The following is a 24402-nucleotide window of genomic DNA, read 5'->3' as shown; positions in this document are numbered from 1 at the left end:
CCGGGCCGGCGTCGACGCGCTCGGCCCGGTGCAGGGCGGCCGGCTGGTGGCGGTGCTGCGCCCGCTCGAGCAGCCGGTGCGGACGGCGTCCGCGCTCGGTGCGTGCTTCGGCGACGGACCCGTGGTGGTCGGCCCGACGGTGCCGCAGCTGTTCGCCGCGGGTCGTTCGGCGCGCGCGGCGCTGTCGGGGCTGGTGGCGGTGCGCGCCTGGCCCGAGGCGCCGCGGCCGGTGCTGGCCGACGACCTGCTCCCCGAGCGCGTGCTGGCCGGCGACACCCCCGCGCGGCGCCAGCTGGTCGACACGGTGCACCGCCCGCTCGAGGCCAGCGGTGCGCTGCTGGAGACGGTGGCGACGTACCTGTCGTGCGGCGGTGCGCTCGAGGCGACCGCGCGCGCGCTGTTCGTGCACCCCAACACGGTGCGCTACCGGCTGCGCCGCGCCGGCGAGGTGTGCGGGTACGACGTCACCGACCCCCGCGACGCGTACGTCGTCCGGGTGGCGCTGGCGCTCGGCCGGCTGTCGGGGGCGCCCCGGCGGGCGCTGCCGGTGCGGGCCGACGGCGAGGCCGCGAGCGGCGCGGCCGTCGTCCCGACCCAGTTGTAGGAACCCGACAAAGCGCGGCGGCCAGGTGTGTCCGCGTCGGCACCGTGGCCGAGCGGCCGGAGCGGCGAGGGTTGTGGGGTGCTCGTCATCGCCTGCCCCGGCCAGGGGTCCCAGACGCCCGGCTTCCTGCGGCCGTGGCTGGAGCTGCCCGGTTTCGAGGACCGGCTGCGCTGGCTGTCGGCCGTCGCCGACGTCGACCTGGTGCAGCACGGCACCGAGTCGGACGCCGAGACGATCCGCGACACCGCGATCGCCCAGCCGCTCATCGTGGGCACCGGGCTGGTCTCGCTGCTCGCCCTCTTCCCGCACCCGGCCGAGGCGTTCCGCCAGATCGGCGGCGGCGCGGGACACAGCGTCGGCGAGATCACCGCGGCCGCCGGCGCCGGCGTGCTGTCGGCCGAGCAGGCCATGGTCTTCGTCCGCGAGCGCGGCAAGGGCATGGCCGCCGCGAGCGCGGTGACGCCCACCGGCATGAGCGCCGTGGTCGGTGGCGACGCCGACGAGGTGACCGCGGCGATCGCGGGCCACGGGCTGGTCGCGGCGAACGTGAACGGCGCCGGTCAGGTCGTGGCGGCCGGCACGCTCGAGCAGCTCGCCGCGCTGCGCGACGACGCCCCCGCGAAGGCGCGGGTGATCCCGCTGCAGGTGGCCGGTGCGTTCCACACCGCGCACATGGAGCCCGCCGTGCAGGGGCTGGCGCGCTACGCCCGCGCCATGACCACGCACGACGCCCGCAGCCGGCTGATCAGCAACCGCGACGGCACGGTGGTGCACGACGGCCGCGTGGTGCTGCGCCGCCTCGTCGACCAGGTGAGCAGCCCGGTGCGCTGGGACCTGTGCATGGAGACCATGCGCGACCTCGGGGTCACCGGCGTCATCGAGATCCCGCCGGCCGGCACCCTCACGAACCTGGTCAAGCGCGCGCTGCCCGGCGTCGAGACGCTGGCGCTGAAGACCCCCGACGACCTCGAGGCCGCCCGCGACCTCATCGCCCGGCACGGCCAGACCGGCGGCGCGCTGTCGCAGAGCCCGACGTGGCGGCTGGTCGTCGCGCCCGCCAAGGGCACCGTGCACGTCACCGACCGCGAGGCCGGCGCGCAGGTCGGCAGCGGCGAGACCGTCGCCACCGTCGCCACGCTGCGCGACTCCTACGACGTGGTCGCCCCGCACGGCGGGCGCGTCGTCGAGTGGCTCGTCGAGGACGGCGACCCGGTCGCGCCCGGCCAGCCCATCGTCCGACTGCACCCCGAGGAGGTCCCCGCGTGAGCGAGCAGAGGGCAGGCATCACCCCGCCGAGCGGGGCGCGGTTCGCGCGCATCCTGGGCGTCGGCGGCTACCGACCCGAGCGGGTCGTGCCGAACAGCGAGCTGGTCGAGCGCATCGACTCCAGCGACGAGTGGATCCGCGAGCGCACCGGCATCGTGTCGCGGCGCTGGGCGCGCGAGGACGAGAGCGTCGTCGACATGGCCGAGGCGGCCAGCCGCAAGGCGCTCGAGGCGGCCGGCCTCGACGCCTCGCGGATCGGCGCGGTGCTGGTCGCGACGGTCACCCACCCGTTCCAGACGCCGACCGCCGCCGCGCTGCTGACGCACCGCCTCGGTGCCACCCCGGCCGCCGCGATGGACGTCGCCGCGGCGTGCGCCGGCTTCTGCCACGCGCTGGCGCTGGCGGGCGACATGGTGACCGGCGGCAGCGCCGAGCACGTGCTCGTCGTCGGCGTCGACAAGCTGTCGGACTTCACCGACCCCGACGACCGCGGCACCGCGTTCATCTTCGGCGACGGCGCCGGCGCCGTGGTGGTCGGCCCGTCCGACACCCCCGGCATCGGCCCGACGGTCTGGGGCTCGGACGGCGAGCAGTGGGACACCATCCGCCAGCGCAGCAGCTGGCTCGACGACCCGACGTCGCCGGACTTCTCGTCGGCGTTCTCGATGAAGGGCCAGGCGGTGTTCCGCTGGGCGGTCTGGCAGATGGCGCCGGTCGCGCAGCAGGCGCTGGAGAAGGCCGGGGTCAGCGCCGACGACCTCGACGCGTTCATCCCGCACCAGGCCAACATGCGGATCGTCGACTCGCTGTGCAAGACCCTCAAGCTGCCCGCGCACGTGCCCGTCGCGCGCGACATCGCCGAGACCGGCAACACGTCGTCGGCGTCCATCCCGCTCGCGATGGAGCGGATGCTCCGCGAGGGTGAGGCACCGCACGGCGGGCTGGCGCTGCTCATCGGCTTCGGCGCCGGCCTGGCGTACGCCGCCCAGGTCGTCCAGCTGCCCTAGCCCGCCGCCACCACAGGAACCCCCGCGCCCGGCGGGTCCAGGTCCGGGCGAGCACGACACCAACCACCCGAGGAGTGCCACGCATGGCCAACAGCGAGCAGGAGATCCTCGCGGGTCTCGCCGAGATCGTGAACGAGGAGACCGGCCTGCCGGTCGAGTCGGTCGAGCCCGCCAAGAGCTTCACCGACGACCTCGACATCGACTCGCTGTCGATGATGACGATCGTCGTGAACGCCGAGGAGAAGTTCGGCGTCCGCATCCCCGACGACGACGTGAAGAACCTGACCACCGTGCAGGACGCCGTCGCCTACATCGCGCAGGCGCAGGGCTGACACCCCCTCGCGGCCCCGGGGCGCGCGCCGGTCACCGGCTCGCGCCCCGGGCGCCGCGGCGCACCACCCAGCTCGCTGCGGGCGACCCCCGCAGGCACCGTCCCAGAGAGGCTGACCCGCAGTGGCACCCACCAAGCGCATCGTCGTCACCGGACTCGGCGCGACGACCCCCATCGGCGGGGACGTACCCAGCACGTGGCAGGCCGCGCTCGACGGCGTGTCCGGCGGCCGCACGCTGACCCAGGACTGGGTCGCGCAGCACGAGCTGCCGGTCACCTTCGGCGCCCCCGCGCTGGTCCCCGCAGCCGACGTCCTGCCGAAGGTCGAGATCCGCCGTCAGGACCCGTCCGCGCAGTTCGCGCTGATCGCCGCTCGCGAGGCCTGGGCCGACGCCGGCACCCCCGACACCCCGCCCGAGCGGCTCGGCGTCGTGCTGGCCACCGGCATCGGCGGCATCTGGACCCTGCTCGACCAGTGGGACAACCTGCGCGAGAAGGGCCCGCGCCGGGTCTTCCCGCTGACCGTGCCCATGCTCATGCCCAACAGCTCGGCCGCCGCGATCAGCATCGAGCTCGGCGCGCGGGCCGGCACCCACACCCCGGTCAGCGCCTGCGCGTCCGGTGCCGAGGCGATCGCCTACGCGGCGCAGATGATCCGCGACGGTCGCGCCGACGTCGTGGTGGCCGGCGGCACCGAGGCCGCGATCCACCCGGTCTGCCTCGCCGCGTTCGCCGCCATGCAGGCGCTGTCGACGCGCAACGACGACCCGGCCGCGGCCAGCCGTCCCTACGACGCGAACCGCGACGGCTTCGTGCTCGGCGAGGGCGCCGGCGTCGTGGTGCTCGAGTCGGAGGAGCACGCCCGCGCCCGCGGCGCGAAGATCTACGCCGAGGTCGCCGGCGCCGGCATGTCGAACGACGCGTACCACATCGCGGCCCCCGACCCGGTGGGCGCCGGCGCCGCCAGGGCGATGCGCGCGGCCCTGGCCGAGGCCGACGCCTCCGTCGACGACGTCGTGCACGTCAACGCCCACTCCACGTCGACGCCGGTCGGTGACGTCGCCGAGGCCAGCTCGATCCACGCCGCGCTCGGCGAGGCCGCCGCGCAGCGGGCCGTGGTGTCGGCGACCAAGTCGATGACCGGCCACATGCTCGGCGCGGCCGGTGCGGTCGAGGCGATCTTCACCGTGCTCGCGGTGCAGCACCGGCTCGCCCCGCCGACCATCAACGTCGACCAGCTCGACCCCGAGATCCACCTCGACGTCGCGATCGACAAGCCGCGCGATCTGCCGCCGGGCGACGTGCTGGCCCTGAACAACTCCTTCGGCTTCGGCGGCGCGAACGTCGCGCTGGCGATCCGGAGCATCTGATGACGACGACCAGCGCCCCTGCGGCCGCCGGCTCGACCGGCGCGACCGGCTCGGACGACGCGCCGCAGCTCGACCCGCGCGACCCGGGCCTGCGGCTGGCGACGTTCTTCGACGACGGCTCGGTCGAGCTGCTCACCGAGCGCGACGACAGCGGCATGCTCGCCGGGCGGGGCACCGTCGACGGCACGCCGGCCGTGGCCTTCGTCAGCGACGCCACCATCCAGGGCGGCGCGATGGGCGAGGCCGGCTGCAAGGCGATCCTCGTCGCGTACGAGCGCGCGCTGGCCGACGGCGTCCCCGTGGTGGGCCTGTGGCACAGCGGCGGCGCCCGGCTGCGCGAGGGCGTGGTGTCCCTGCACGCCGTCGGCGAGGTGTTCGCGATCATGACCCGCGCGTCGGGGAAGATCCCGCAGATCTCCGTGGTCATCGGCGCGGCGGCGGGCGGCGCGGCCTACGGCCCGGCGCTGACCGACGTCGTCGTGCTCGGCCCCGACGGCCGCATCTTCGTCACCGGGCCGGACGTCGTCCGCTCGGTCACCGGCGAGAGCGTCGACGCGCTGCGCCTGGGCGGCCCCGAGCCGCACGGCCGGCGCTCCGGCGTCGTCCACGTCGTCACCGAGACCACCGAGGAGGCCTTCGCCCGCGGCCGCCTGCTCGTGCAGCTGCTCGGGGCGCAGGGCGAGCTCGACACCGACGCGGTCGCCGACCGGCCGCTCGACGAGCTGCTGCCGGAGAACCGCAAGCGCGCCTACGACGTGCACCCGCTGGTGGCGAACCTGCTCGACGAGCCCGAGACCACGCTCGAGCTGCACCCTCGCTGGGCGCCGAACATCACCACGACCCTCGGCCGGCTCGGCGGGCGCACCGTCGGCGTCATCGCCAACAACCCGCTGCGCCTCGGCGGCTGCCTCGACTCCTCCTCCGCCGAGAAGGCCGCGCGGTTCGTGCGGATGTGCGACGCGTTCGGCGTCCCGCTCGTCGTCGTGGTCGACGTGCCCGGCTACCTGCCCGGCGTCGGTCAGGAGTGGGACGGCGTGGTGCGCCGCGGCGCCAAGCTGCTGCACGCGTTCGGCGAGGCCGTGGTGCCCCGCGTCACGCTGGTGACCCGCAAGGCGTACGGCGGCGCGTACATCGCGATGAACTCCCGCTCGCTGGGCGCGACCCGGGTGCTGGCCTGGCCGACCGCCGAGCTCGCCGTCATGGGCGCGGTCGCCGCGGTGCGCATCCTGCACCGGCGCCGGCTGGCCGAGGTGCCCGACGACGCGCGCGCCGACGTCGAGAACGAGCTGGCCGCCGAGCACGCGGTGCTCGCCGGCGGGCTCCCCCGCGCGGTCGAGATCGGCGTCGTCGACGAGGTCGTCGAGCCGGCGGTCACCCGCACCGCGATCGCCGCCGCCATCGCGGCGGCACCCGCCCGGCGCGGGCAGCACGGCAACATCCCCCTCTGAGCCCGCAGCCGCTTCCCGGCGTCCGACCCGCTTCGTGCAAAGGGTTGGACGCCGGGCGCGGCACGGGTCTAGGCTGATCCGGAACGAAACCGTTTCGTTTCATCCAGGTGTCCCGAGGGGGTCCGACAGGTGTCCACCGTCACCGAGCGCCACGCCCCCGGGTCGGGCCGGCAGGCGACGTCCCGCCCCCGCATCACGGGTGAGCGCGAGGCCGAGATCCTCGACGCCGCGCTGCTGCTGCTGCGCGAGGTGGGGTACGACCGGCTGACGATGGACGCCCTCGCCGCGTCGGCGCACGTCAGCAAGGCCTCGCTGTACCGGCGGTGGGCCAACAAGGGCGACCTGGTGATCGACGTCGTGGTGCGGGCCGACCACTGCGCCCCGCTCACCGTGCCCGACACCGGCACCCTGCGCGGTGACCTGCTCGCCATGGCGTGCGACAAGGGCGGGCTCGGCGACGAGGTGCCCGTCGACCTGCTGGCCAGCCTCATCACCGCCATGCACCTCGACCCCGACCTGGCCGCCGCCTTCGAGCGCTCGTTCATGGCGCCGCGCGTCGCGGTGAACCGCCTGCTGTTCGACCGCGCCCTGGCGCGCGGCGAGATCCGCGACGACGTCGACCTCGACCTCGTCCTCGACGTGCTGCCCGGCGTGGTGCTGCACCGTCTGTTCCTGCGCCGCGAGGCGCCCACCCCAGAGCTCATGATGAAGGTCGTGGACACCGTCGTCCTGCCGGCCGTGCTCGCCAAGTAACCAGCCGCTCGACGTACGGAGATCCCAGCATGTCCTCCACCGACCTCACCAAGGCCGATCCGCCCGACGAGGCAGCCGCCTCGGCCCCGTCGTCCGACGGCGGCCACCGCCACCTCGGCATCGCCCTGGCGCTGATCAGCGCCGCCCAGCTCATGGTGGTGCTCGACGGCACGATCGTGAACATCGCGCTGCCGCACATCCAGACCGACCTCGACTTCAGCCCCGCCAACCTGTCGTGGGTCGTCAACGCCTACACGCTGGCCTTCGGCGGTCTGCTGCTGCTCGGCGGCCGCGCCGGCGACCTGCTCGGACGCCGCAAGGTCTTCATGGCCGGCGTCGGCCTCTTCGCGCTCGCCTCGCTGGCCGGCGGCATCGCCCAGACCAGCGGCCAGATGCTCGCCGCCCGCATCGTGCAGGGCGTCGGCGCCGCGATCGCCTCCCCCACCGCGCTGTCGCTCATCACCACCACGTTCCCGGCCGGGCGCGAGCGCAACCGCGCGTTCGGCGTCTACGCGGCCATGTCCGGCGCCGGCGCCGCGATCGGCCTCATCCTCGGCGGCGTGCTCACCGAGGTCGACTGGCGCCTGACGTTCTTCATCAACGTGCCGATCGGCGCGCTCGTGCTCTTCATGGCACCGCGCTTCCTCGGCGAGTCCGACCGCGAGACCGGCAGCTTCGACCTGCCCGGTGCGGTCACCGCCACCGGCGGCCTCGTCGCCCTGGTCTACGGCCTCACCCACGCCGCCTCGCAGAAGTTCGCCGGCGCGGACGACGCGTGGACCAACGCGCAGACCCTCGGCTTCATCGGGGCCGGCGTCGTGCTGCTGGTGGCGTTCCTCGTCATCGAGTCGCGCTCGAAGCACGCGCTCATGCCGTTCCGCATCCTGGCCCACCGCACCCGCGGCGTGAGCTTCTTCGTGATGCTGCTCGTCGGCGCCGCGATGTTCGCGATGTTCTACTTCCTCGGCCTCTACATCCAGCAGATCCTCGGCTACAGCTCGCTGAAGGCCGGCTTCGCGTTCCTGCCGTTCAGCTTCGGCATCGTCGCAGCCGCCCAGGTCGCCGGCGCCCTCGTGGCCCGCGTCGACCCGCGCTGGATCTCCGGCACCGGCGGCGTCCTCGCCGCGATCGGCATGTTCGGCTTCTCGCGTCTCACCGTCGAGTCCTCGTACGCCGGGCACCTGCTGCCGTTCATCGTCGTGCTGTCGTTCGGCCTCGGCCTGGTCTTCGTGCCGATGACCCTCACCGCCGTGCACGGCGTCGCCCGCGAGGACTCCGGCGTCGGCTCCGCGGTGCTCAACACCGTGCAGCAGATCGGCGGCACCATCGGCCTGGCGACGCTCAGCACGGTCGCCGTCACCGCCGCCACCAGCCGGGCCACCGAGCTCGCCACCAAGGGCGGCGCCCCCAGCAAGGAGCAGCTCGCCGCCATGGCGCAGACCTACGGCTACACCAGGGCGTTCCTGGTCGCCGCGGCCATGGTGCTCGTCGGCGGCCTGATCGTCTTCATCGGCCTCGACGTCAAGCACGCCGAGCTGCAGACGGACGAGGCGGCCCCGGCCCACGTGGGCTGACGCAGCCACACGGCAGAGAGGGCCCGCACCACGTCGGTGCGGGCCCTCTCTGCTGTCCTGGCTGCGATCCGCGCCTCGCTGACCCGCCGTCTTCGTAGCTGCGAGACCAACGGAACGACGTGTCGGCCTCGCAGCTCCTCCAGACGGCGGACGCTCGGCTGGGTCTCAGCCGACGCGGTGCAGCCAGCGCACGGGGGCGCCGTCACCGGCATAGCGGAACGGCTCGAGCTCGTCGTCCCAGGCCCGGCCGAGCACGCGGTCGAGCTCGGCGGTGAGCAGCGCGGCGTCGCCGTTCGCGGCGGCGACGGCGGCGCGCACGCGGTCCTCGCCCACCAGCACGTCGCCGTGCAGGCCGACCACCGCGTGGTGCACGCCGAGGTCCGGGGTGTGGCTCCAGCGGGCGCCGTCGGCGCGCGCGGACGGCTCCTCGGTGACCTCGTAGCGCAGCCGCGCCCAGCCGCGCAGCGCCGACACCAGGCGGGCGCCCGTGCCGGGTTCGCCCTGCCACGACAGCTCGGTGCGCCAGGCGGCGGCCTCCGCGGGCTGCGCCGTCCAGTCGAGGCGCACGCGCACGCCGAGGACCGCGCCGACCGCCCACTCGACGTGAGGGCACAGCGCGGAGGGCGCGGAGTGCACGAACACCACACCGCGCGTCGTCGCGGGCACTGCAGACATCGCCGACCTCCTGGCTCCGAGGGACGTCTTCCCCAACGGCCTCGGCAGGTGCCAGCAGCCACAGTGTGCCCTATCCACCCCACCCGCACCAGCAGATCGGCAGACGGGTGGTGTGCGGGCACCGTGCTCAAGCGGCCCGGGTCCGTGCCGATCACGAAGGCAGCGGGCGAGCCGGGTCCCGCGCGACGAGTCGGGGAGCGGGACGTGGAGAGCAGCGAGCTGTTGATGGCCGAGGCGTACGACGAGGGCGTCGTCTCCGAGGTGATCCGCCCGGCCGCGATCGTGCCCGAGGAGGCCGCGCGCGCCGTCCTGGTCGAGCTGGCCCTGCGCGACGTGCAGAACGGTGGCGTCTGGCAGTCGGAGCCGCAGCTGTGGAGCCTGTACGACCGGCCCTGGCACGGTTACGACAACCCGGCCGGCGCCGAGCTCATCGGCACCATCCAGGTCGCCTACGGCACGCCCACCAAGTACGAGATCACCATCTACCGCGTCACCGTCACCCGGTTCGGCGTCGACAACGGCTGGACCGTCACCTCGCTGACCGACGCCGCGCTCGAGTACGGCGAGCTCACCCTCGACGCCTGCCCCCGCGCCACCCTCAGCGCCCCCCCGCGCCCCTTCCGCTTCTAGCCCCGCCCCCTGCTCGGACGCTGCCGAGATGCGAGTAGCGGTTCACGTCCATACCCGGACGTGAACCGCTACTCGCATCTCGGCGGGGAGGGTCAGGCGTAGGTGGCCTGGTCGACGACGCTGCGCAGCACCAGGTCGACGGCGGTCAGCGCGGTGCGCCGCTGCGCCGGGTCGTCGGACGCCGACGCGACCTGCCCGAGCAGGTCGACCAGCTGCTTGCAGCGCCGCACGAAGTCGCCGGCCGCGAGGTCGGTGTCGCGCAGCACGCTGTCGAGCGACTGCCCGCGGGCCCACCGCTGCACCGCCCAGGCGATGCCGGCGTCCGGCTCGCGCAGCGTGCTGAGGTCGTGGTCGCCCTCGATGCCGCGCAGCCTGCCCCACGTCGTGAAGGTGCCGCGCAGCGCGTCGCCCACCGCGCCCTGCGGCAGCCGGCCGGCGGGCGGGCCGTTCTCGCGGCGCGGCTCGTGCACCAGCGACGACAGCACCGCCGCCAGGCCCGGGGCGTCGAGCTGCGCCCAGACGCCGGTGCGCAGGCACTCGGCCACCAGCAGGTCGAGCTCGCTCGACAGCCGCCGCAGCCGGGCGCCGTCGCGGGTCACCCGCAGGTCGCGGCCCGAGTCGTCGCCGGCCCGGTCGTCGCCGTCGCGCGGCACCAGGTAGCCGAGCTCGAGCAGCACGTCGCAGACCTTGTCGAACAGCCGGGCGACCGACGACGTGCGACCCTCGATGCGCTTGCTGAGCTTGGCGTGCTCGGCCTGCAGCCGGGTCAGCCGCTCGCCCCAGCGGGCGTGGTCCTCGCGGTCGGGGCACTGGTGGCAGGGGTGCTCGCGCATCCGACGCCGCAGCTCGACCAGCCGCTGGTCCTCGCCGGCCGCGCTCCCGCCGCGCCGGCCGCCGCCGCGCTTGCCGGTCTGCTCCTCGCGGGGCAGCACCTGACGCAGCGACGAGGCCAGGTCGCGGCGCGACTGCGGGTTGCGCGGGCGGAAGTCCTTCGGCACCCGCAGCCGGGTGACGGTCTCGACCGGTGACGTGACCTCGGCGAGCGTCAGCCGCTTCAGCTGCCGGTCGACGGTCAGCACGGTCGGCCGCGGCCCCTCCAGCCCGGGGGCGCCGTCCGCCTCGACGACCACCGCGTACCCGGCCCGGCGTCCGCCCGGCACCAGCACGACGTCACCTGGGCGCAGCGCCTCGAGGCTGGCCACCACCTCGGCCCGGCGCCCGCGCTGGCGAGCGCGCGACAGCTCGGCCTCGCGCTCGCTGATCGCCCGACGCAGCGCGGCGTACTCGGTGAAGTCGCCCTTGTCGCAGGTCATCGCCTCGACGTAGCCGGCCATGGCCTGCTCGTGCTGGCGCAGCTGCGTGGCGAGCCCGACCACCGAGCGGTCGGCCTGGAACTGCGCGAACGACGTCTCGAGCACCTCGCGGGCCCGGTCGCGGCCGACCTGCGCCACCAGGTTGACCGCCATGTTGTACGTCGGGCGGAAGCTGGAGCGCAGCGGGTAGGTGCGGGTCGAGGCGAGCCCGGCCAGCGCGCGCGGGTCGAGCCCGTCGTGCCAGACGACGACCGCGTGCCCCTCGACGTCGATGCCGCGTCGCCCGGCCCGGCCGGTCAGCTGCGTGTACTCCCCCGGCGTGACGTCGACGTGCGCCTCGCCGTTCCACTTGACCAGCTTCTCCAGCACCACCGAGCGGGCCGGGACGTTGATGCCCAGCGCGAGCGTCTCGGTCGCGAACACGCACCGCACCAGCCCGCGGACGACGAGCAGCTCGACGACCTCCTTGAAGCTCGGCAGCAGCCCGGCGTGGTGGGCGGCGATCCCCCGCTCGAGCCCGTCGAGCCACTCCCAGTAGCCGAGCACGTCGAGGTCCTCGGCCGGCACCTGCCTGGTGCGCTCCTCGACGAGCCGGCGCACCTCGACGGCCTCGTCCTCGGTGGTCAGCGTGATGCCGGCGTCGAGGCACTGCCGCACCGCGGCGTCGCAGCCGGCGCGGCTGAACACGAACGTGATGGCCGGGAGCAGGCCGGCCCGGTCGAGCTGCTCGACCACCGAGGGGCGGTCGGCCGAGAACGACGGACGCCGGTCGGGCCGGGCGCGGTAGCCGTCGCGCCCGCGTCGCGAGCCGACGTGCCGGGCGGTGCGGGCGTCCTGCCGCGCCTTGTCGACCAGCTCGGGGTTCACCACCGCCTCGCCGGCGTCGGCGCCGTCGCCCTCGACGAACAGGTCGTGCATCCGGCGTCCGACGAGCACGTGCTGGTACAGCGGCACCGGCCGGTGCTCCTCGACGACCACCTCGGTGTCGCCGCGCACCGTGTCGAGCCACGCGCCGAACTCCTCGGCGTTGCTGACCGTGGCCGACAGCGAGGCGACCTGCACGTCCTGGGCGAGGTGGATGATGACCTCCTCCCAGACCGCGCCGCGGAACCGGTCGGCCAGGTAGTGCACCTCGTCCATGACCACGAAGCCGAGGCCCCGCAGCGTCGAGGACCCGGCGTACAGCATGTTGCGCAGCACCTCGGTGGTCATCACCACGACCGGCGCCTCGCCGTTCACCGTGACGTCGCCGGTGAGCAGCCCGACCTGCGCGGCGCCGTGCACGGCCACCAGGTCGGCGTACTTCTGGTTCGAGAGCGCCTTGATCGGCGTCGTGTAGAACGCCTTGCGGCCGGACGCGAGCGCGAGGTGCACGGCGAACTCGCCGACGATCGTCTTGCCCGCCCCGGTCGGCGCCGCGACGAGGACGCCTCGGCCGGCCTCCAGGGCGCGGCAGGCCCGCAGCTGGAAGTCGTCGAGCACGAGGTCGAGGCGGTCGCGGAACCGGGCCAGCTCGGTGCCCTCGTCGGACTGCCGGCGGCGGGCGGCGGCGTACCGCTCGGCCGCGGTGGGTGCTGCCATGCGGCGAATCTACGTCAGGCCCCCGGCGGCGCAAGCACCCGGAGCGCGGACGGCACCACCTCGACCTCGACCGGCAGCGGACCGAACCGCTCGCCGTCGGCGTACGCCACCACGCCGGCGGTCTCGAGCCGCACCCGGCGGGCCCGGCGGATGGTCACCGCGGGGTGCGACGTGTGCTCGCCGCGGAACACCTTCGGGAACACCCGCGCCAGCGCCGGCACCGACAGCGGCCCGACCACGAGCACGTCGAGCAGCCCGTCGTCCATGCGGGCGTCCGGGGTGACGCGCATGCCGCCGCCGTAGCTGCGCCCGTTGGCGACGGCCACCAGCATCGCCTCGGTCACCCACGGCTCGCCGTCGAGCTCGAGGCGGTACGGCAGCGGGCGGAACACCGGCAGCTCGCGGGCGATCGCCAGGTTGTAGCGCATCCGCCCGCGCGGCCAGACCCAGCCGTTCGCGCGCTCGTTGACGATGGCGTCGAAGCCGCCGCAGAGCACCCCGGCGTACCAGCGCGGCGTGCGGTGGTCGTCGTCGGTGCGGCGGACGGCGTCGACCTCGCGCACGTGCCCGGCCAGCACGACGTCGGCCGCCTGCTCGGGTCGCGACACCGGCAGCCCGAGGCTGTCGGCGACGTCGTTGCCGGTGCCGGCCGCGACCACCCCGAGCGGCGTGCCGGTGCCGGCCACCACGTTGACGCCGAGGTTCACCAGGCCGTCGCCGCCGACGACCACCAGCGCGTCGACGTCGTGCACGAGCGAGCGGGCGCGGTCCTCGGCCTCGGCCGGCGTCTGCGACGTCAGGTCGACGACGTCGTGCCCGGCCGCGGCCAGGCGCGCGGTCGCCCGGGCGCCCATCCGCCGCCCAGCACCCCGGCCGGACGTCGGGTTGACCACGACCGCGAACCGTCGGCGCTGCACGGTGGAGAGACTAGAGGGGGCTCGCCTCGTCGTCGGGCAGGGCGTCGTAGTCGGGCTCGTCGCTGTCGGCGGCGCGCCGGCGGTCGAGCAGCAGGCAGACGCCGACCGCCACCGCGAAGAGCAGGCACATCGACCCCGCCAGCAGCAGCATCGAGGTGACCTCGGGCGTCGGCGTGGCGACGGCCGAGAACAGGAAGCAGGAGAACACCAGGATGCGCCACTGCTTCAGCACGTTGCGGCCGCTCAGCAGGTGCGCGAGGTTCAGCCCGACCAGCACCACCGGGATGACGAAGGCGATGCCGAACGCCAGCACGATCCGGGTGACGAACGAGAAGTAGACGTTCGCGGTGATGAAGTTCGTGCCACCGGCCGGCACGAACGAGTTCAGGAACTCCAGCGCCTTCGGCAGCACGAACCAGGCCAGCGTGCAGCCGCCGAGGAACAGCGGCAGCGCCGCCGCGACGAAGCCGACGGAGTACCGCTTCTCCTTGCGGGTCAGGCCCGGGGTGATGAACGCCCAGAACTGCCACAGCCAGACCGGCGAGGCGAGGAAGACGCCGATCAGCCCGGCGACCGCGAGCCGCTGGTTGAACGCGCCGAAGGGGTCGGCGTAGTTGATCGAGACCCGGCTGCCGTTGGCCGCCGCGCTGTCGGTGATCGGCTTCAGCAGCAGCGCGTAGAACCGCTCCGAGAGGAACCAGCCGACGATCGCGCCGACGACGACGGCGAGCGCGCTCTTGACGAGCCGGTTGCGCAGCTCGCGCAGGTGCTCGCGGAGCGCCATGCGCGCCTCGGGGTCACGGCGCGAGCGGCGGCCCGGACGCCGGGAGGCCCGGGGCACGCTCGACTCGCTGGTCGTCATGACGCGGCTGCGGTGCGGCAGGTCAGGCGCGGGTGTCGCGCGGCTCGGTGCCCGAGCCGGTGGTCGTGCCGTGCGGTGCGCGCTCGTCGACGATGCGGCCCTCGACCGGCGTGGTGCGGGTCGGCGGCTGCGCGGTGGACGTCGAGGTGCGCACGTCCGCGTCCGGCACGTCGTCGTCGTCCTTCATCTGCTTGACCTCGGACTTGAAGATCCGCAGCGACCGGCCCAGACCGCGAGCCGCGTCGGGCAGCCGCTTGCCGCCGAACAGGATCGCGACGAGCACCAGCAGCACCACGATGAACAGGGGGTGCTCGAACAGGTTGCGCATGGGCCCGGCCTCCGGTGTCGACGTCCGCGTCAGTCTACGCGCCGTGCCGAGCGGCGCCCGGACCGACGAGCCCGGGGGCGGTGGTGCCCGCCGGGTCGAGCAGCACGGGTGGTTCGGGGCGGTAGGCCTCGTGGACTGGTTCGAGTGCGGTGGCGACCTTCTCGCCGGACCGACCGAGCTCGCGACCGAGCTCGATGACCTGCTTGATCAGGCGCCATCCGAGCAGCCCGAGGAAGGCCAGCGCACCCAGCGCCAGCACGATCCAGATCAGCACCCACCACACGAGCCGCAGCATAGGCCCCGGGAGGGGCGCCCCGTGCGGGGGCTCAGGCGGGGGCGCCGGGGCGCATCGCGCTGAGCGCGGCGACCGGGGCGTCGATGCTCTGCAGGCGCAGGGCGAAGTCGAGCACGTCGTCGTAGCTGATCGCGGGGCCGGACTTCTCCTCCAGCGCCTCGGCCGGCACGACCCACCGCTCGACGGCGACGCCGCCGGTCTTCAGCAGGCTCTGCACGTCCTTGCCGGCGGGCTTGCGGATCTCGTCGCCGCACTGGTCGCAGCCGAACGCGTAGTACGACCACTCGTTCACCGAGCACACCACGAGCCGCACCTGCGCGGCCGTCAGCTCCACGTCACCGCAAGAGGGGCACGAGGCCTTGATCGTCGCCATCTCCGTCGCCTCCTCGGGGGGCGTGTCCCGGGGGCCTCTGTGCGGCCCACCGGTGTGTTGTGACAGAGGGATCGGCCGGGGGTGGAGAGAACCTGAGCCCCAGGGAGGGGCTATCTGAGAGGTAGTCAGTGCGGGTGCCGTCACACCCGGGCGTACGCGGCCAGCGCCGCCCGTGCGGTGTCGCGGACGTCGTCGACGAGCTCGGGCGGGTCGAGCACCCGGGCGCCGCCGCCGAGGCGCAGCACCAGTCGCCGCAGCCAGGCCAGGTCCGCCGTCCGCATGGTGACGACGAGCACGCCGTCCGCCTGCTCGACCACGTCCTCGACCGGGTGGTAGTCGACCACCCAGCGGGCCTGCGGCTGCAGCTCGACGGTGACCAGCCGGTCGTCCGGCCCGGGCTCGAACAGCCGCTCCCCCAGGTCGCGCGGCCGGACGCCGGACGGCGGGGTGCCGTCGACGTCGAGCACCTGCACGTCGGTGACCCGGTCGAGGCGGAAGGTGCGCACGCCCTCGGCGCGGTGGCACCACCCCTCGAGGTACCAGTGACCGTCGAGCACCAGCAGCCGCATCGGGTCGACGTCGCGCTGCGTGGTCTCGTCGCGGCGCGGCACGAGGTAGCTCAGGTGCAGGCGGCGGTGCCGGCGCAGCGCGTCCTCGACGGCCGTCACGGTCGCGGGGTCGGTCGCGTCGTCGAGCTCGACGCGCACCTGACCGGCCGGTGCGGCGGCGGCACCCGCGGCGGCCTCGAGCTTGGCCAGCGCGCGGTCGACGGCGTCGCGCTCGCCCAGCCCGGGCACGTCGGCCAGGGCGCGCAGCCCGACGATCAGCGCGAGCGCCTCGTCGACGCCGAGCCGCAGCGGGCGGGCGATCGCGTCGGCGTTGCCCAGGTAGACGAAGCCCTCCTCCCACTCGGCCTCGATGAGGTCGTCGGGCATGTGGCCGGGCAGCCCGCACACGAAGAGCAGCTCGAGGTCCTTCACCAGCTGCCGCTCGGGCACGCCGAACTCGCGCGCCGCCTGGGCCACCGGCACGCCCTGGTGCGACAGCAGCCACGGCACCATCGCCAGCAGCCGCGACAGCCGCTCGGTCGCCGACTCGCTCACGCCCGCACCGTCCCGCCGTGCTCGGGGGCGCCGGCAGCCGTCAGCACGGCCTGCAGCCGCCGCACGACCCCGTCGCGCAGCTCGGCCGGCTCGAGCACGACGACGTTCGGCCCGTGCGCCACGAGCTCCTCGGCGAGCATGTCGAGGTCGTCGGTCTCGAGCGACAGCCGCTGCCAGCCGGCGCCGTCCTCGCGCACGTCCGAGGCCCGGCGGCGCACCGCGTGCAGGGTGCCCTCGCGCACCCGCAGCGTGGTGCCGGTGCGCGGACGGTCGGGCACGGTGCCCTCGACCATCGCGTGCGGGTCGTGGTCGGCGGGCACCTCGTACCCCCCGGCCTCCCCGATGACCCGCACCGGCGGCTCGACGCGCGAGAGGCGGAACACGCGGGGCGCGTCGCGGTCGCGGTCGTGGCCGGTGACGTACCAGCGGCCGTGCCAGCTGGTGACCGCCCACGGCTCGAGGTGCCGCTCGGTGCGCTCGCCGCGGCCGCCGGTGCGGTACCCGAACGCCACCGGTGTCCGGTCGCGCACGGCGGCCCACAACGGGTCGAACGCGGGCTCGCTGGTGCGGATGCGCGGCTCGAGGCCGATCAGCGAGCCGTCGTCCGGGGGTGCACCGAGCGCGGTGAGCTTGGTGAGCGCGCGCGCGGCCGGACCGGCCAGCGAGGCCTGCTGCCAGACCCGTGACGCCAGGCCGAGCACGGCCAGCTCGTCCGGCTCGAGGCTCACCTCGGGCAGGGCGTAGGCCTCGCGGTCGACGCGGTAGCCGATGTCGTCGTCGAACAGCGGGTCCTCGGCGGTGGTCAGCAGCGGTACCCCGAGGTCGCGCAGCTCGTCCTTGTCGCGCTCGAACATCCGCTCGAACGCCTCGGTCGAGACGTGCTCGGCGTACTGCGGCACCGACTGCCGGATCTGCGCCTTGGTCAGCGGACGCCGGGTGCTGAGCAGGCAGATGACGAGGTTCAGCAGCCGCTCGGTCTTCGCGCTCGACATCCCGCCCCTCCCTGCCTCGGTCGAAGGGGAACTCTACGGCGTCCGACCCCGCTGCCGAGATGCGACTCGTGGTTGCTCCAGCGGGCCCGGGAGCAACCACGAGTCGCATCTCGGCGGGGACCTCGCTGCTGGCTAGGGTCTGCCGGGTGGGCGACGAGCGGCTGGTGCGGTGGCGGGCCGGCACGGTGACGGCGCTGGGCGCCGCCTGGCCCGGTGCCCAGGAGCTCGCGGTGCGGCTCGACGAGGGCCGCGAGGTGCGGGCGCTGGCATACCCCGCGGTGGTCGGGACGCCGCGCGACGGCGACCGCGTGCTGGTGACGGTCGGCGCGCTCGACCGCGGCCTGGGCACCGGCGGGTACGCCCTGGTCGTCGCGCTCCCCGACCGGCTGCCGGCCGACCCGCCCGCGGCCGGCGGCCACCTGGTGAAGGCCCGGTACACGCCGCTGCAGCCGCTCGTGCAGGGCGCCGACGAGCAGGGCTCACCGCACCACGAGGCGCTGCGCGACGCCGACGACCTCGCCGGGCTGCCCGTCGTGGTGGCCGACCTGCACTCGGCGCTCCCCGCGGTGGTCGCCGGGCTGCTCGCCGACCGGCCGGGCACCCGCGTCGCCTACCTGATGACGGACGGCGGGGCGCTCCCGGCCTGGTTCTCGCGCACCGCGGCGACGCTGCGGGAGGCCGGGTGGCTGCGCGGCTGCGTGACGGTCGGGCAGGCCTTCGGTGGCGACGTCGAGGCGGTGACCGTGCACTCGGGGCTGCTCGCCGCGCGCACGGTGCTCGACGCCGAGGTCGTGGTCGTCGCGCAGGGCCCGGGCAACCTCGGCACCGGCACGCGGTGGGGGTTCTCCGGCGTCGCGGCCGGCGAGGCGGTGAACGCCGCAGGCGTGCTTGGCGGCCGCCCCGTGGCGTCGCTGCGGGTGTCGCAGGCCGACGCCCGCGAGCGGCACCTCGGGGTGTCGCACCACAGCCTCACGGCGTACGGGCGGGTGGCGCTGCTGCCGGCCGACGTGCCGGTGCCGCTGCTGCCGGGCGAGCTGGGCGCGCGGGTCACCGAGCAGGCCGCCGCGCTCGGGGCACCGCACGGGCGGCACCGGCTGGTCGACGTCCGGCTCGACGGGCTGCTCGAGGCGCTGCAGGAGGCGCCGGTGCGGCTGTCGACCATGGGCCGCGGGCTCGGCGACGACACCGCGTCGTTCCTGGCCGCCGCGGCCGCGGGCCGGCACGCAGCCACCCTGCTCGCGGGCTGACCCGTCCGGACCGCGTCGACCGGCCCGGACGCACGGCAGCCCGCCCCGGACGAACCGGGGGCGGGCTGCGGTGCGCGGTGTCGGGTGCGGTCAGCTGACGCCGACGAGGTCGACGACGAAGACCAGGGTCTCGCCGCCCTTGATGGCGCCGCCCGCGCCGCGGTCGCCGTACCCCAGGTGCGGCGGGATCGTGATGGTGCGGCGGCCGCCCACGCGCATGCCCTGCAGGCCGGTGTCCCAGCCGCTGATGACCTGGCCGACGCCGAGCTGGAAGTCGAGCGGCTGGCCGCGGTCCCACGAGCTGTCGAACTGCTGGCCGCTGGACCACGCGACGCCGACGTAGTGCGCGCTGACGGTGCTGCCGGCGGTCGCCTCCTCGCCGTCGCCGACGACCTGGTCGTCGAGCACGAGCTCGGTGGGCGGGTCCTCCTGCGGGATGGTGACGACGGGCTTCTCGCGGTCGGTCATGTGCTGGCCTCTCAGTAGGCGTCGAGGACGTCGACGACGAAGACGATGGTGTCGGTGCCCTTGATACCGGCCTGGGCGTTGCCCGTCTTGCCGTAGCCGGACGCCGGGGGCAGCACGAGCAGCACGCGGCTGCCGACGGTCTGGCCGACGATGCCGGCGTCGAAGCCGGGCACGAGCGCGCCGACGCCGATCGGCTGGTCGAGCAGGTTGCCGGTCTGGTACGAGGAGTCGAACGGCTTGCCGGTGCGGTAGTTCACGCCGACGTACGCCGCGGTGATGGTCTGGCCCTTGGTGATCTTCTTGCCGGTGCCCTTGATGAGCGGCTGCACGACGAGCTTCTTCGGGGCGGCCGTCTTCGGGATCGTCACGGTCGGCTTGCCGTCGGCGCCGAACGCCACGGTCGGCAGGCCGGCGGGCGGGGTGACGGCGGTGCCGGTGGCCTTCGCCAGCGGCGCCGAGGCCGCCTCGAGGTCGAGCACGAAGAGCATGGTGTCGTCGGCCGCGATGCCGAGCTGCTGGTTGCCGGTGTCGGCGAAGCCGTCCTTCGGCGTGACGCCGACCAGCACCCGCGAGCCGACCTTCTGCCCGATCATGCCGTTGGCCAGGCCGGGCATGAACTTGGCCGGGTCGGCGAGGAAGTTGGCCTTCGACTTGCCCCAGGTGGTGTCGGCCTCCTTGCCGCTCGTGCCGTTGACCAGCAGGTAGTCGAGGGTGACGCGCTGCCCCTTGGCGATGGTCGCGCCGGTGCCGGGCTTCAGCACGCGGGTGCCGGACGCCGTGAGCTTCGTGGGCGTGCTGCCGAGCTTCACGGTCGGCTTCTTGCCGGCGTCGCCGCTCACCTGCACGGTCTGCAGCGCGCCGGACGCGGCCGCCTTGGTGGCGCCGGTGGTCGGCTCCTTGTCGGCGTTCGCGCAGCCGGCCGCGAGGGCGACGGGCAGCACGGCGAGAGCGAGCAGACGGGTCAGAGCGTGACGCACGGGGAGGCCTTCGGTCGTCGGCTTGGGGACGAAGTCACCCTAACCCGGCCGGCTGTGTGCCCCTCGCACGCGGCTCCCAGCCGGCTCACATGCCCGCGATGAGCCGTTCGACGCGCTCGTCGACGCTGGCGAACGGGTCCTTGCACAGCACCGTGCGCTGCGCCTGGTCGTTCAGCTTGAGGTGCACCCAGTCGACGGTGAAGTCGCGGCGCTGCTCCTGAGCGCGGCGCACGAAGTCGCCGCGCAGCTTGGCCCGCGTCGTCTGCGGCGGCACCGACTTGGCCTCGAACACCTCGAGGTCGGTCGCGACCCGCTCGGCCCGGCCGGCCCTCTGCAGCAGGTAGTAGAGCCCGCGTCGACGGTGGATGTCGTGGTAGGCGAGGTCGAGCTGGGCCACCCGCGGGCTCGACAGCTCGAGCCCGTGCTTGGCGCGGTAGCGCTCGACGAGGCGGTACTTCATCACCCAGTCGATCTCCCGCTCGACCAGCGACAGGTCGCCGGTCTCGACCGCGGTCAGCGTGCGCTGCCACAGGTCGAGCACCGCCTTGTGCGTCGCGCTCGTCGCCCCGCGCCGCTCCACGAAGTCGATCGCCCGCTCGAGGTACTCGGTCTGGATCTCCAGCGCCGACAGCTCGCGCCCGTTGGCCAGCCGCACCTTGCGGCGTCCGGTCATGTCGTGGCTGATCTCGCGGATCGCCCGGATCGGGTTCTCCAGCGTGAGGTCGCGCACCACCACGCCGGCCTCGATCATCTGCAGCACCAGGTCGGTGCTGCCGACCTTCAGCATCGTGGTCGTCTCGCTCATGTTCGAGTCGCCGACGATCACGTGCAGGCGGCGGTGCTTCTCGGCGTCCGCGTGCGGCTCGTCGCGGGTGTTGATGATCGGTCGCGAGCGGGTGGTCGCCGAGCTGACGCCCTCCCAGATGTGGTCGGCGCGCTGGCTGACGCAGTAGACGGCCCCGCGCGGGGTCTGCAGCACCTTGCCGGCCCCGGCGATGATCTGCCGGCTCACCAGGAACGGGATGAGCACGTCCGACAGCCGCTGGAAGTCGCCGTGCCGCGACACCAGGTAGTTCTCGTGGCAGCCGTAGGAGTTGCCGGCCGAGTCGGTGTTGTTCTTGAACAGGTAGACGTCGCCGCTGATCCCCTCCTCGCGCAGCCGCTCCTGCGCGTCGGCGACGAGGCCCTCCAGGATGCGCTCGCCCGCCTTGTCGTGCACCACGACCTGCCGGACGTCGTCGCACTCGGGCGTCGCGTACTCCGGGTGCGAGCCGACGTCGAGGTAGAGCCGGGCGCCGTTGCGCAGGAAGACGTTGCTCGACCGACCCCAGCTCACCACCCGCCGGAACAGGTAGCGGGCGACCTCGTCGGGGCTCAGGCGGCGCTGCCCCTGGAACGAGCAGGTCACCCCGTACTCGTTCTCGATGCCGAAGATGCGGCGGTCCATGAGCAAGTGTCCCATCCCAGACGGCGCGCGGGCGTCCGACCTCGACCCGGCTGCGCCCATCATGCGCCGTCGCGGTCGCACCCGCAGCCAGGCCGCGCCGAGCGCGCCGCCGACCGGACTCCCGGCGGTCAGCCGCCGAGGGTGCCGGTGTGGGCCAGCTCGGACGCGACGTCGCGCAGCTTGCGGTTGGTGTCCTGGCTGGCCCTCACCAGCAGCGCGAACGCCTCGTCCGCGGTCAGCCGGAACCGCTCCATGAGGATGCCCTTGGCCTGGCCGATGAGGTCGCGGTTGGCCAGCGCCGTCCGCACGCCCTCCAGCTCCATCGCGTCCGCGAGCGCGATCGCCGAGTGCGCCGCGAACATCAGCCCGACGTGCTCGGACTCGTCGTCGAACGCGGACGGCGCGGTGGCCAGCACGTTCAGCGAGCCGAGGGTGTCGCCGGTGACGAACAGCTGGAAGCACACCATGCTCGCTGCGCCCAGCTCGTCCGCGCAGGCGGCCAGCGCCGGCCACCGCTCGTCGGTGCGCAGGTCGTCGACCCGGAGCGTCTCCTGATCGAAGAGCGCGTCGAGGCACGGGCCCTGCCGGGTGCGTGCCTGCAGCACGTCGAACAAGGCGGCCCGCGGGCTGCTCGCAGCGGCGGACGTCGCGCTGCGGCGCTTCTCGGCCACCGTGATGGTGGCGTCCTCGGCGCCGGGGACCAGGTCGACGACGGCGCGGACGACGTGGTCGAGCACCTCCTGGGAGGAGGTGAAGCGCTGCAGGTCGCGGGCCAGCACGGTCAGCTCGCGGGCCAGGTGGTCCTGCCCGGCGTGCCGCGCGGTGTCGTGCCGCGACGGCTGCCCTGCCGTGGCGGAGGTGGTGTCGTGACGCGGAGCCATTGCCTCGTCTCGCAGGTGAACAGGTCCGAAGGCCCCGGCCAGGGCCGGGGCGACCCCACGTGCGCCGTCCTGGACACGTCGGGTCTGGCCCCGGCTGTGGTCCATGGCCCGTCCGAGGTTGCGCCAATTGCACCACACCGGCCGGGGGCTGTGCCGTCGGCGAACAGGTGTCGACACCGATCGTCCTCGCTGGTGTGCTCTGGGCATGGGACGGGTGCTGGTGCTGGGCGGGACGGCGTGGGTCGGGCGCGAGGTCGCGCGGCAGGCGGTGGCGGCGGGTCACGAGGTGCTGTGCCTGGCGCGCGGCGAGTCCGGGGAGGTCGCGGACGGCGCGCGGTTGATCGCCGCCGACCGCACCCGGCCCGACGCGTACGACGAGGTGCGCGGCGACCTCGACCACGTCGTCGACGTGTCGTGGCAGCCCGGGATGGTGCGCTCGGCGGTCGAGGCACTGGCCGGTCGCACCGGCCGCTTCACGTACGTGTCGTCCGGCAACGTGTACGCCGACCACTCCGTGCTCGGCCAGGTCGAGGACGCCGAGCTGCTGCCGCCGCTCGCCGGCGACACCGCCGACCAGGAGCGGTACGGCGAGGCCAAGGTGGCGTGCGAGCAGGCCGTCACCGCGGTGTTCGGCGACGGCGCCGTGCTGGCCCGCGCGGGCCTGATCGCCGGCCCGGGCGACGGCTCCGACCGGTTCGGCTACTGGGTGGGCAGGTTCGCGCTCGCCGCCGAGGCCGGCCAGCAGCCGGTGCTGGTGCCCGACGCCGCCGACCAGGGCAGCCAGGTGATCGACGTCCGCGACCTCGCCGCGTGGGTGCTGTCGGCGCCGGACGCCGGTGCGAGCGGTCCGTACAACCTGGTCGGCGACCGGTACCGGCTCGGTGACGTGCTGGCGGCCGCCCGCGAGGTGGCCGGGCACACCGGTCCCGTCGTCGCCGCGTCGCAGGAGTGGCTGGAGGCGCACGAGGTCACCGGGTGGTCCGGGCCGCGCTCGCTGACGCTGTGGCTGCCGTGGGCGGACCACCGCGGGTTCGGAGCGCGCGACAACGCCCGCGCGCTGGCCGACGGGCTGCGGCTGCGTCCGGTCGCCGAGACGCTCGCCGACGTGCTGGACGACGAGCGGCGGCTCGGCCTCGGCCGCGACCGGTCGGCGGGCCTGAGCCGGGACGACGAGCTGGCGCTGCTCGACGAGCTCGCGGGGTCACCGGTATCAGGCTGAGCGGGCGCGTCTCCTCCTGTGCGGGTGCCGAGCACCCCGACCGCCGGGTGGTCCGGCGGGGCAGGGAAGGGACACGACCATGGGCTTCTTCGTCCGAGACCTCTACCTCGACAGCAACCGGTTCCGGAAGCTGCGGATCACCGACGTCATCACGCACGACCCGCTGACGAACCCGCCGACGGTGCCGGAGACGACACCGATCATCGCCGTGGCCGCGCTCAGCCCCCGGCTGGCCGAGCAGACCGGCCGCGTGCGCGACTCGAAGCTGCACGAGGTCGCCGTGCGCGAGGCCGTGCAGCAGGCCGGGTCGGCCGCCGTGTCGGCGCTGCTGCCGGCGGACGACGGCAGCATCACCGACATCCCGACGCCGATCACCCCGATCGTGCACCGGTTCGACGACACGCTGCAGCTGCAGGACCTGGCCGCCGTGCGCGAGTCGCTGCAGCAGGCGCTGCAGGTGGTCGACGGGGCCGTCGAGGCGCTGCAGCCGAGCGCCGACGACGTCGAGGTCGTGCGCGCCGAGCTGACGTCGGCGCTCGAGTCGCTGGGCCGCTGACGATGACGGCGTCACCGGGCACCGCGGTCCGGTCCCCCGCCCCCGCAGCGTCTGCAGCGTCTGCGGCGTCGACGGCGGCCCCGACGTCCAGGCCGCCGGGGGTGCGCGGCGCGGCGGGCGGCACCGGCACCCTGACCGTGCGGCCGGCGCCCGGCGACGTCGTCCCGGTGCTCACCGCACGGGCG

At 74.5% G+C, this 24402-nt stretch carries 25 protein-coding genes; 12 read left to right on the top strand and 13 right to left on the bottom strand.

Annotated features, from left to right (window positions below; all coding sequences use genetic code 11):
• The 8 genes from ACYVI6_RS12285 to ACYVI6_RS12250 all read left to right on the top strand — a co-directional run.
• The coding region (locus tag ACYVI6_RS12285) for a PucR family transcriptional regulator (protein WP_460446646.1) at nt 1-604 on the top strand (604 nt) is incomplete at its 5' end.
• 78 nt (nt 605-682) lie between these two features.
• Complete coding sequence (locus tag ACYVI6_RS12280; RefSeq protein WP_460446645.1) at nt 683-1870, top strand: acyltransferase domain-containing protein; 1188 nt, start codon at nt 683-685, stop codon at nt 1868-1870.
• The gene (locus ACYVI6_RS12275; RefSeq protein WP_460446644.1) at nt 1867-2877 is read left to right on the top strand and encodes a beta-ketoacyl-ACP synthase III; all 1011 of its coding nucleotides are present in this window, start codon (nt 1867-1869) and stop codon (nt 2875-2877) included. Before ACYVI6_RS12280 ends, ACYVI6_RS12275 begins: the two co-directional genes overlap by 4 nt.
• A gap of 83 nt (nt 2878-2960) precedes the next feature.
• Entirely contained in the window at nt 2961-3209 is a 249-nt protein-coding gene (locus ACYVI6_RS12270) for an acyl carrier protein (RefSeq protein ID WP_460446643.1), read from the top strand.
• A gap of 121 nt (nt 3210-3330) precedes the next feature.
• On the top strand, nt 3331-4578 hold the full coding sequence (fabF, locus tag ACYVI6_RS12265; protein WP_460446642.1) for a beta-ketoacyl-ACP synthase II: 1248 nt from the start codon (nt 3331-3333) through the stop codon (nt 4576-4578).
• Nucleotides 4578-6026 carry an acyl-CoA carboxylase subunit beta gene (locus ACYVI6_RS12260; RefSeq protein WP_460446641.1) on the top strand — a complete coding sequence of 483 codons (1449 nt, stop codon included), beginning with the start codon at nt 4578-4580 and terminating at the stop codon, nt 6024-6026. The genes fabF and ACYVI6_RS12260 overlap by 1 nt, the downstream gene beginning before the upstream one ends.
• 129 nt (nt 6027-6155) lie before the next feature.
• Nucleotides 6156-6779 (top strand): TetR/AcrR family transcriptional regulator, encoded by a 624-nt coding sequence (locus tag ACYVI6_RS12255; protein WP_284290846.1) that lies wholly within the window; start codon nt 6156-6158, stop codon nt 6777-6779.
• Nucleotides 6780-6808: 29 nt separating this feature from the next.
• On the top strand, nt 6809-8353 hold the full coding sequence (locus ACYVI6_RS12250) for an MFS transporter (RefSeq protein WP_460446640.1): 1545 nt from the start codon (nt 6809-6811) through the stop codon (nt 8351-8353).
• A 165-nt stretch (nt 8354-8518) separates the two neighbouring features.
• Here ACYVI6_RS12250 and ACYVI6_RS12245 read toward each other — a convergent pair whose 3' ends face one another.
• Nucleotides 8519-9028 carry a DUF3145 domain-containing protein gene (locus ACYVI6_RS12245; RefSeq protein WP_460446639.1) on the bottom strand — a complete coding sequence of 170 codons (510 nt, stop codon included), beginning with the start codon at nt 9026-9028 and terminating at the stop codon, nt 8519-8521.
• Between the two features lie 204 nt (nt 9029-9232).
• Here ACYVI6_RS12245 and ACYVI6_RS12240 point away from each other — a divergent pair, with 204 nt between their 5' ends.
• On the top strand, nt 9233-9658 hold the full coding sequence (locus ACYVI6_RS12240; RefSeq protein ID WP_460446638.1) for a hypothetical protein: 426 nt from the start codon (nt 9233-9235) through the stop codon (nt 9656-9658).
• A gap of 92 nt (nt 9659-9750) precedes the next feature.
• Here ACYVI6_RS12240 and ACYVI6_RS12235 read toward each other — a convergent pair whose 3' ends face one another.
• The 8 genes from ACYVI6_RS12235 to ACYVI6_RS12200 form a co-directional block, all read right to left on the bottom strand.
• On the bottom strand, nt 9751-12552 hold the full coding sequence (locus ACYVI6_RS12235) for a DEAD/DEAH box helicase (RefSeq protein WP_460446637.1): 2802 nt from the start codon (nt 12550-12552) through the stop codon (nt 9751-9753).
• 14 nt (nt 12553-12566) lie between these two features.
• Nucleotides 12567-13469 (bottom strand): diacylglycerol kinase, encoded by a 903-nt coding sequence (locus ACYVI6_RS12230; RefSeq protein ID WP_460446636.1) that lies wholly within the window; start codon nt 13467-13469, stop codon nt 12567-12569.
• Between the two features lie 10 nt (nt 13470-13479).
• A complete protein-coding gene (tatC, locus tag ACYVI6_RS12225; protein ID WP_460446635.1) occupies nt 13480-14331 on the bottom strand; it encodes a twin-arginine translocase subunit TatC in 852 nt (283 codons plus the stop codon).
• 22 nt (nt 14332-14353) lie between these two features.
• Complete coding sequence (gene tatA / locus ACYVI6_RS12220) at nt 14354-14659, bottom strand: Sec-independent protein translocase subunit TatA (protein ID WP_284286850.1); 306 nt, start codon at nt 14657-14659, stop codon at nt 14354-14356.
• A 34-nt stretch (nt 14660-14693) separates the two neighbouring features.
• Nucleotides 14694-14942 (bottom strand): hypothetical protein, encoded by a 249-nt coding sequence (locus ACYVI6_RS12215; protein WP_460446634.1) that lies wholly within the window; start codon nt 14940-14942, stop codon nt 14694-14696.
• A 43-nt stretch (nt 14943-14985) separates the two neighbouring features.
• Complete coding sequence (locus tag ACYVI6_RS12210; protein ID WP_460446633.1) at nt 14986-15327, bottom strand: hypothetical protein; 342 nt, start codon at nt 15325-15327, stop codon at nt 14986-14988.
• 140 nt (nt 15328-15467) lie between these two features.
• Nucleotides 15468-16430, bottom strand: coding sequence for a helix-turn-helix transcriptional regulator (locus tag ACYVI6_RS12205; protein WP_460446632.1), 963 nt, complete (start codon nt 16428-16430; stop codon nt 15468-15470).
• A complete protein-coding gene (locus ACYVI6_RS12200) occupies nt 16427-17422 on the bottom strand; it encodes a helix-turn-helix transcriptional regulator (protein ID WP_460446631.1) in 996 nt (331 codons plus the stop codon). The genes ACYVI6_RS12205 and ACYVI6_RS12200 overlap by 4 nt, the downstream gene beginning before the upstream one ends.
• A gap of 161 nt (nt 17423-17583) precedes the next feature.
• Here ACYVI6_RS12200 and ACYVI6_RS12195 point away from each other — a divergent pair, with 161 nt between their 5' ends.
• The gene (locus tag ACYVI6_RS12195; RefSeq protein ID WP_460446647.1) at nt 17584-18669 is read left to right on the top strand and encodes a DUF3866 family protein; all 1086 of its coding nucleotides are present in this window, start codon (nt 17584-17586) and stop codon (nt 18667-18669) included.
• A 90-nt stretch (nt 18670-18759) separates the two neighbouring features.
• Here the strand turns inward: ACYVI6_RS12195 and ACYVI6_RS12190 are convergent, their stop codons facing one another.
• The 4 genes from ACYVI6_RS12190 to ACYVI6_RS12175 form a co-directional block, all read right to left on the bottom strand.
• Entirely contained in the window at nt 18760-19137 is a 378-nt protein-coding gene (locus ACYVI6_RS12190) for an FKBP-type peptidyl-prolyl cis-trans isomerase (protein ID WP_460446630.1), read from the bottom strand.
• Nucleotides 19138-19148: 11 nt separating this feature from the next.
• On the bottom strand, nt 19149-20078 hold the full coding sequence (locus ACYVI6_RS12185; protein ID WP_460446629.1) for an FKBP-type peptidyl-prolyl cis-trans isomerase: 930 nt from the start codon (nt 20076-20078) through the stop codon (nt 19149-19151).
• Between the two features lie 121 nt (nt 20079-20199).
• Nucleotides 20200-21561 (bottom strand): Pup--protein ligase, encoded by a 1362-nt coding sequence (gene pafA, locus ACYVI6_RS12180; protein WP_460446628.1) that lies wholly within the window; start codon nt 21559-21561, stop codon nt 20200-20202.
• Between the two features lie 128 nt (nt 21562-21689).
• Nucleotides 21690-22442, bottom strand: coding sequence for a GAF and ANTAR domain-containing protein (locus ACYVI6_RS12175; protein WP_460446627.1), 753 nt, complete (start codon nt 22440-22442; stop codon nt 21690-21692).
• A gap of 205 nt (nt 22443-22647) precedes the next feature.
• Here ACYVI6_RS12175 and ACYVI6_RS12170 point away from each other — a divergent pair, with 205 nt between their 5' ends.
• Both ACYVI6_RS12170 and ACYVI6_RS12165 read left to right on the top strand, forming a co-directional pair.
• Entirely contained in the window at nt 22648-23661 is a 1014-nt protein-coding gene (locus ACYVI6_RS12170) for an NAD-dependent epimerase/dehydratase family protein (RefSeq protein ID WP_460446626.1), read from the top strand.
• 79 nt (nt 23662-23740) lie between these two features.
• Nucleotides 23741-24217 (top strand): hypothetical protein, encoded by a 477-nt coding sequence (locus tag ACYVI6_RS12165; protein ID WP_460446625.1) that lies wholly within the window; start codon nt 23741-23743, stop codon nt 24215-24217.
• The last annotated feature ends 185 nt before the right edge of the window (nt 24218-24402 follow it).

The sequence above is a fragment of the Angustibacter aerolatus genome (assembly GCF_054776675.1).
This window is presented reverse-complemented; position numbering and strand designations above follow the sequence as displayed.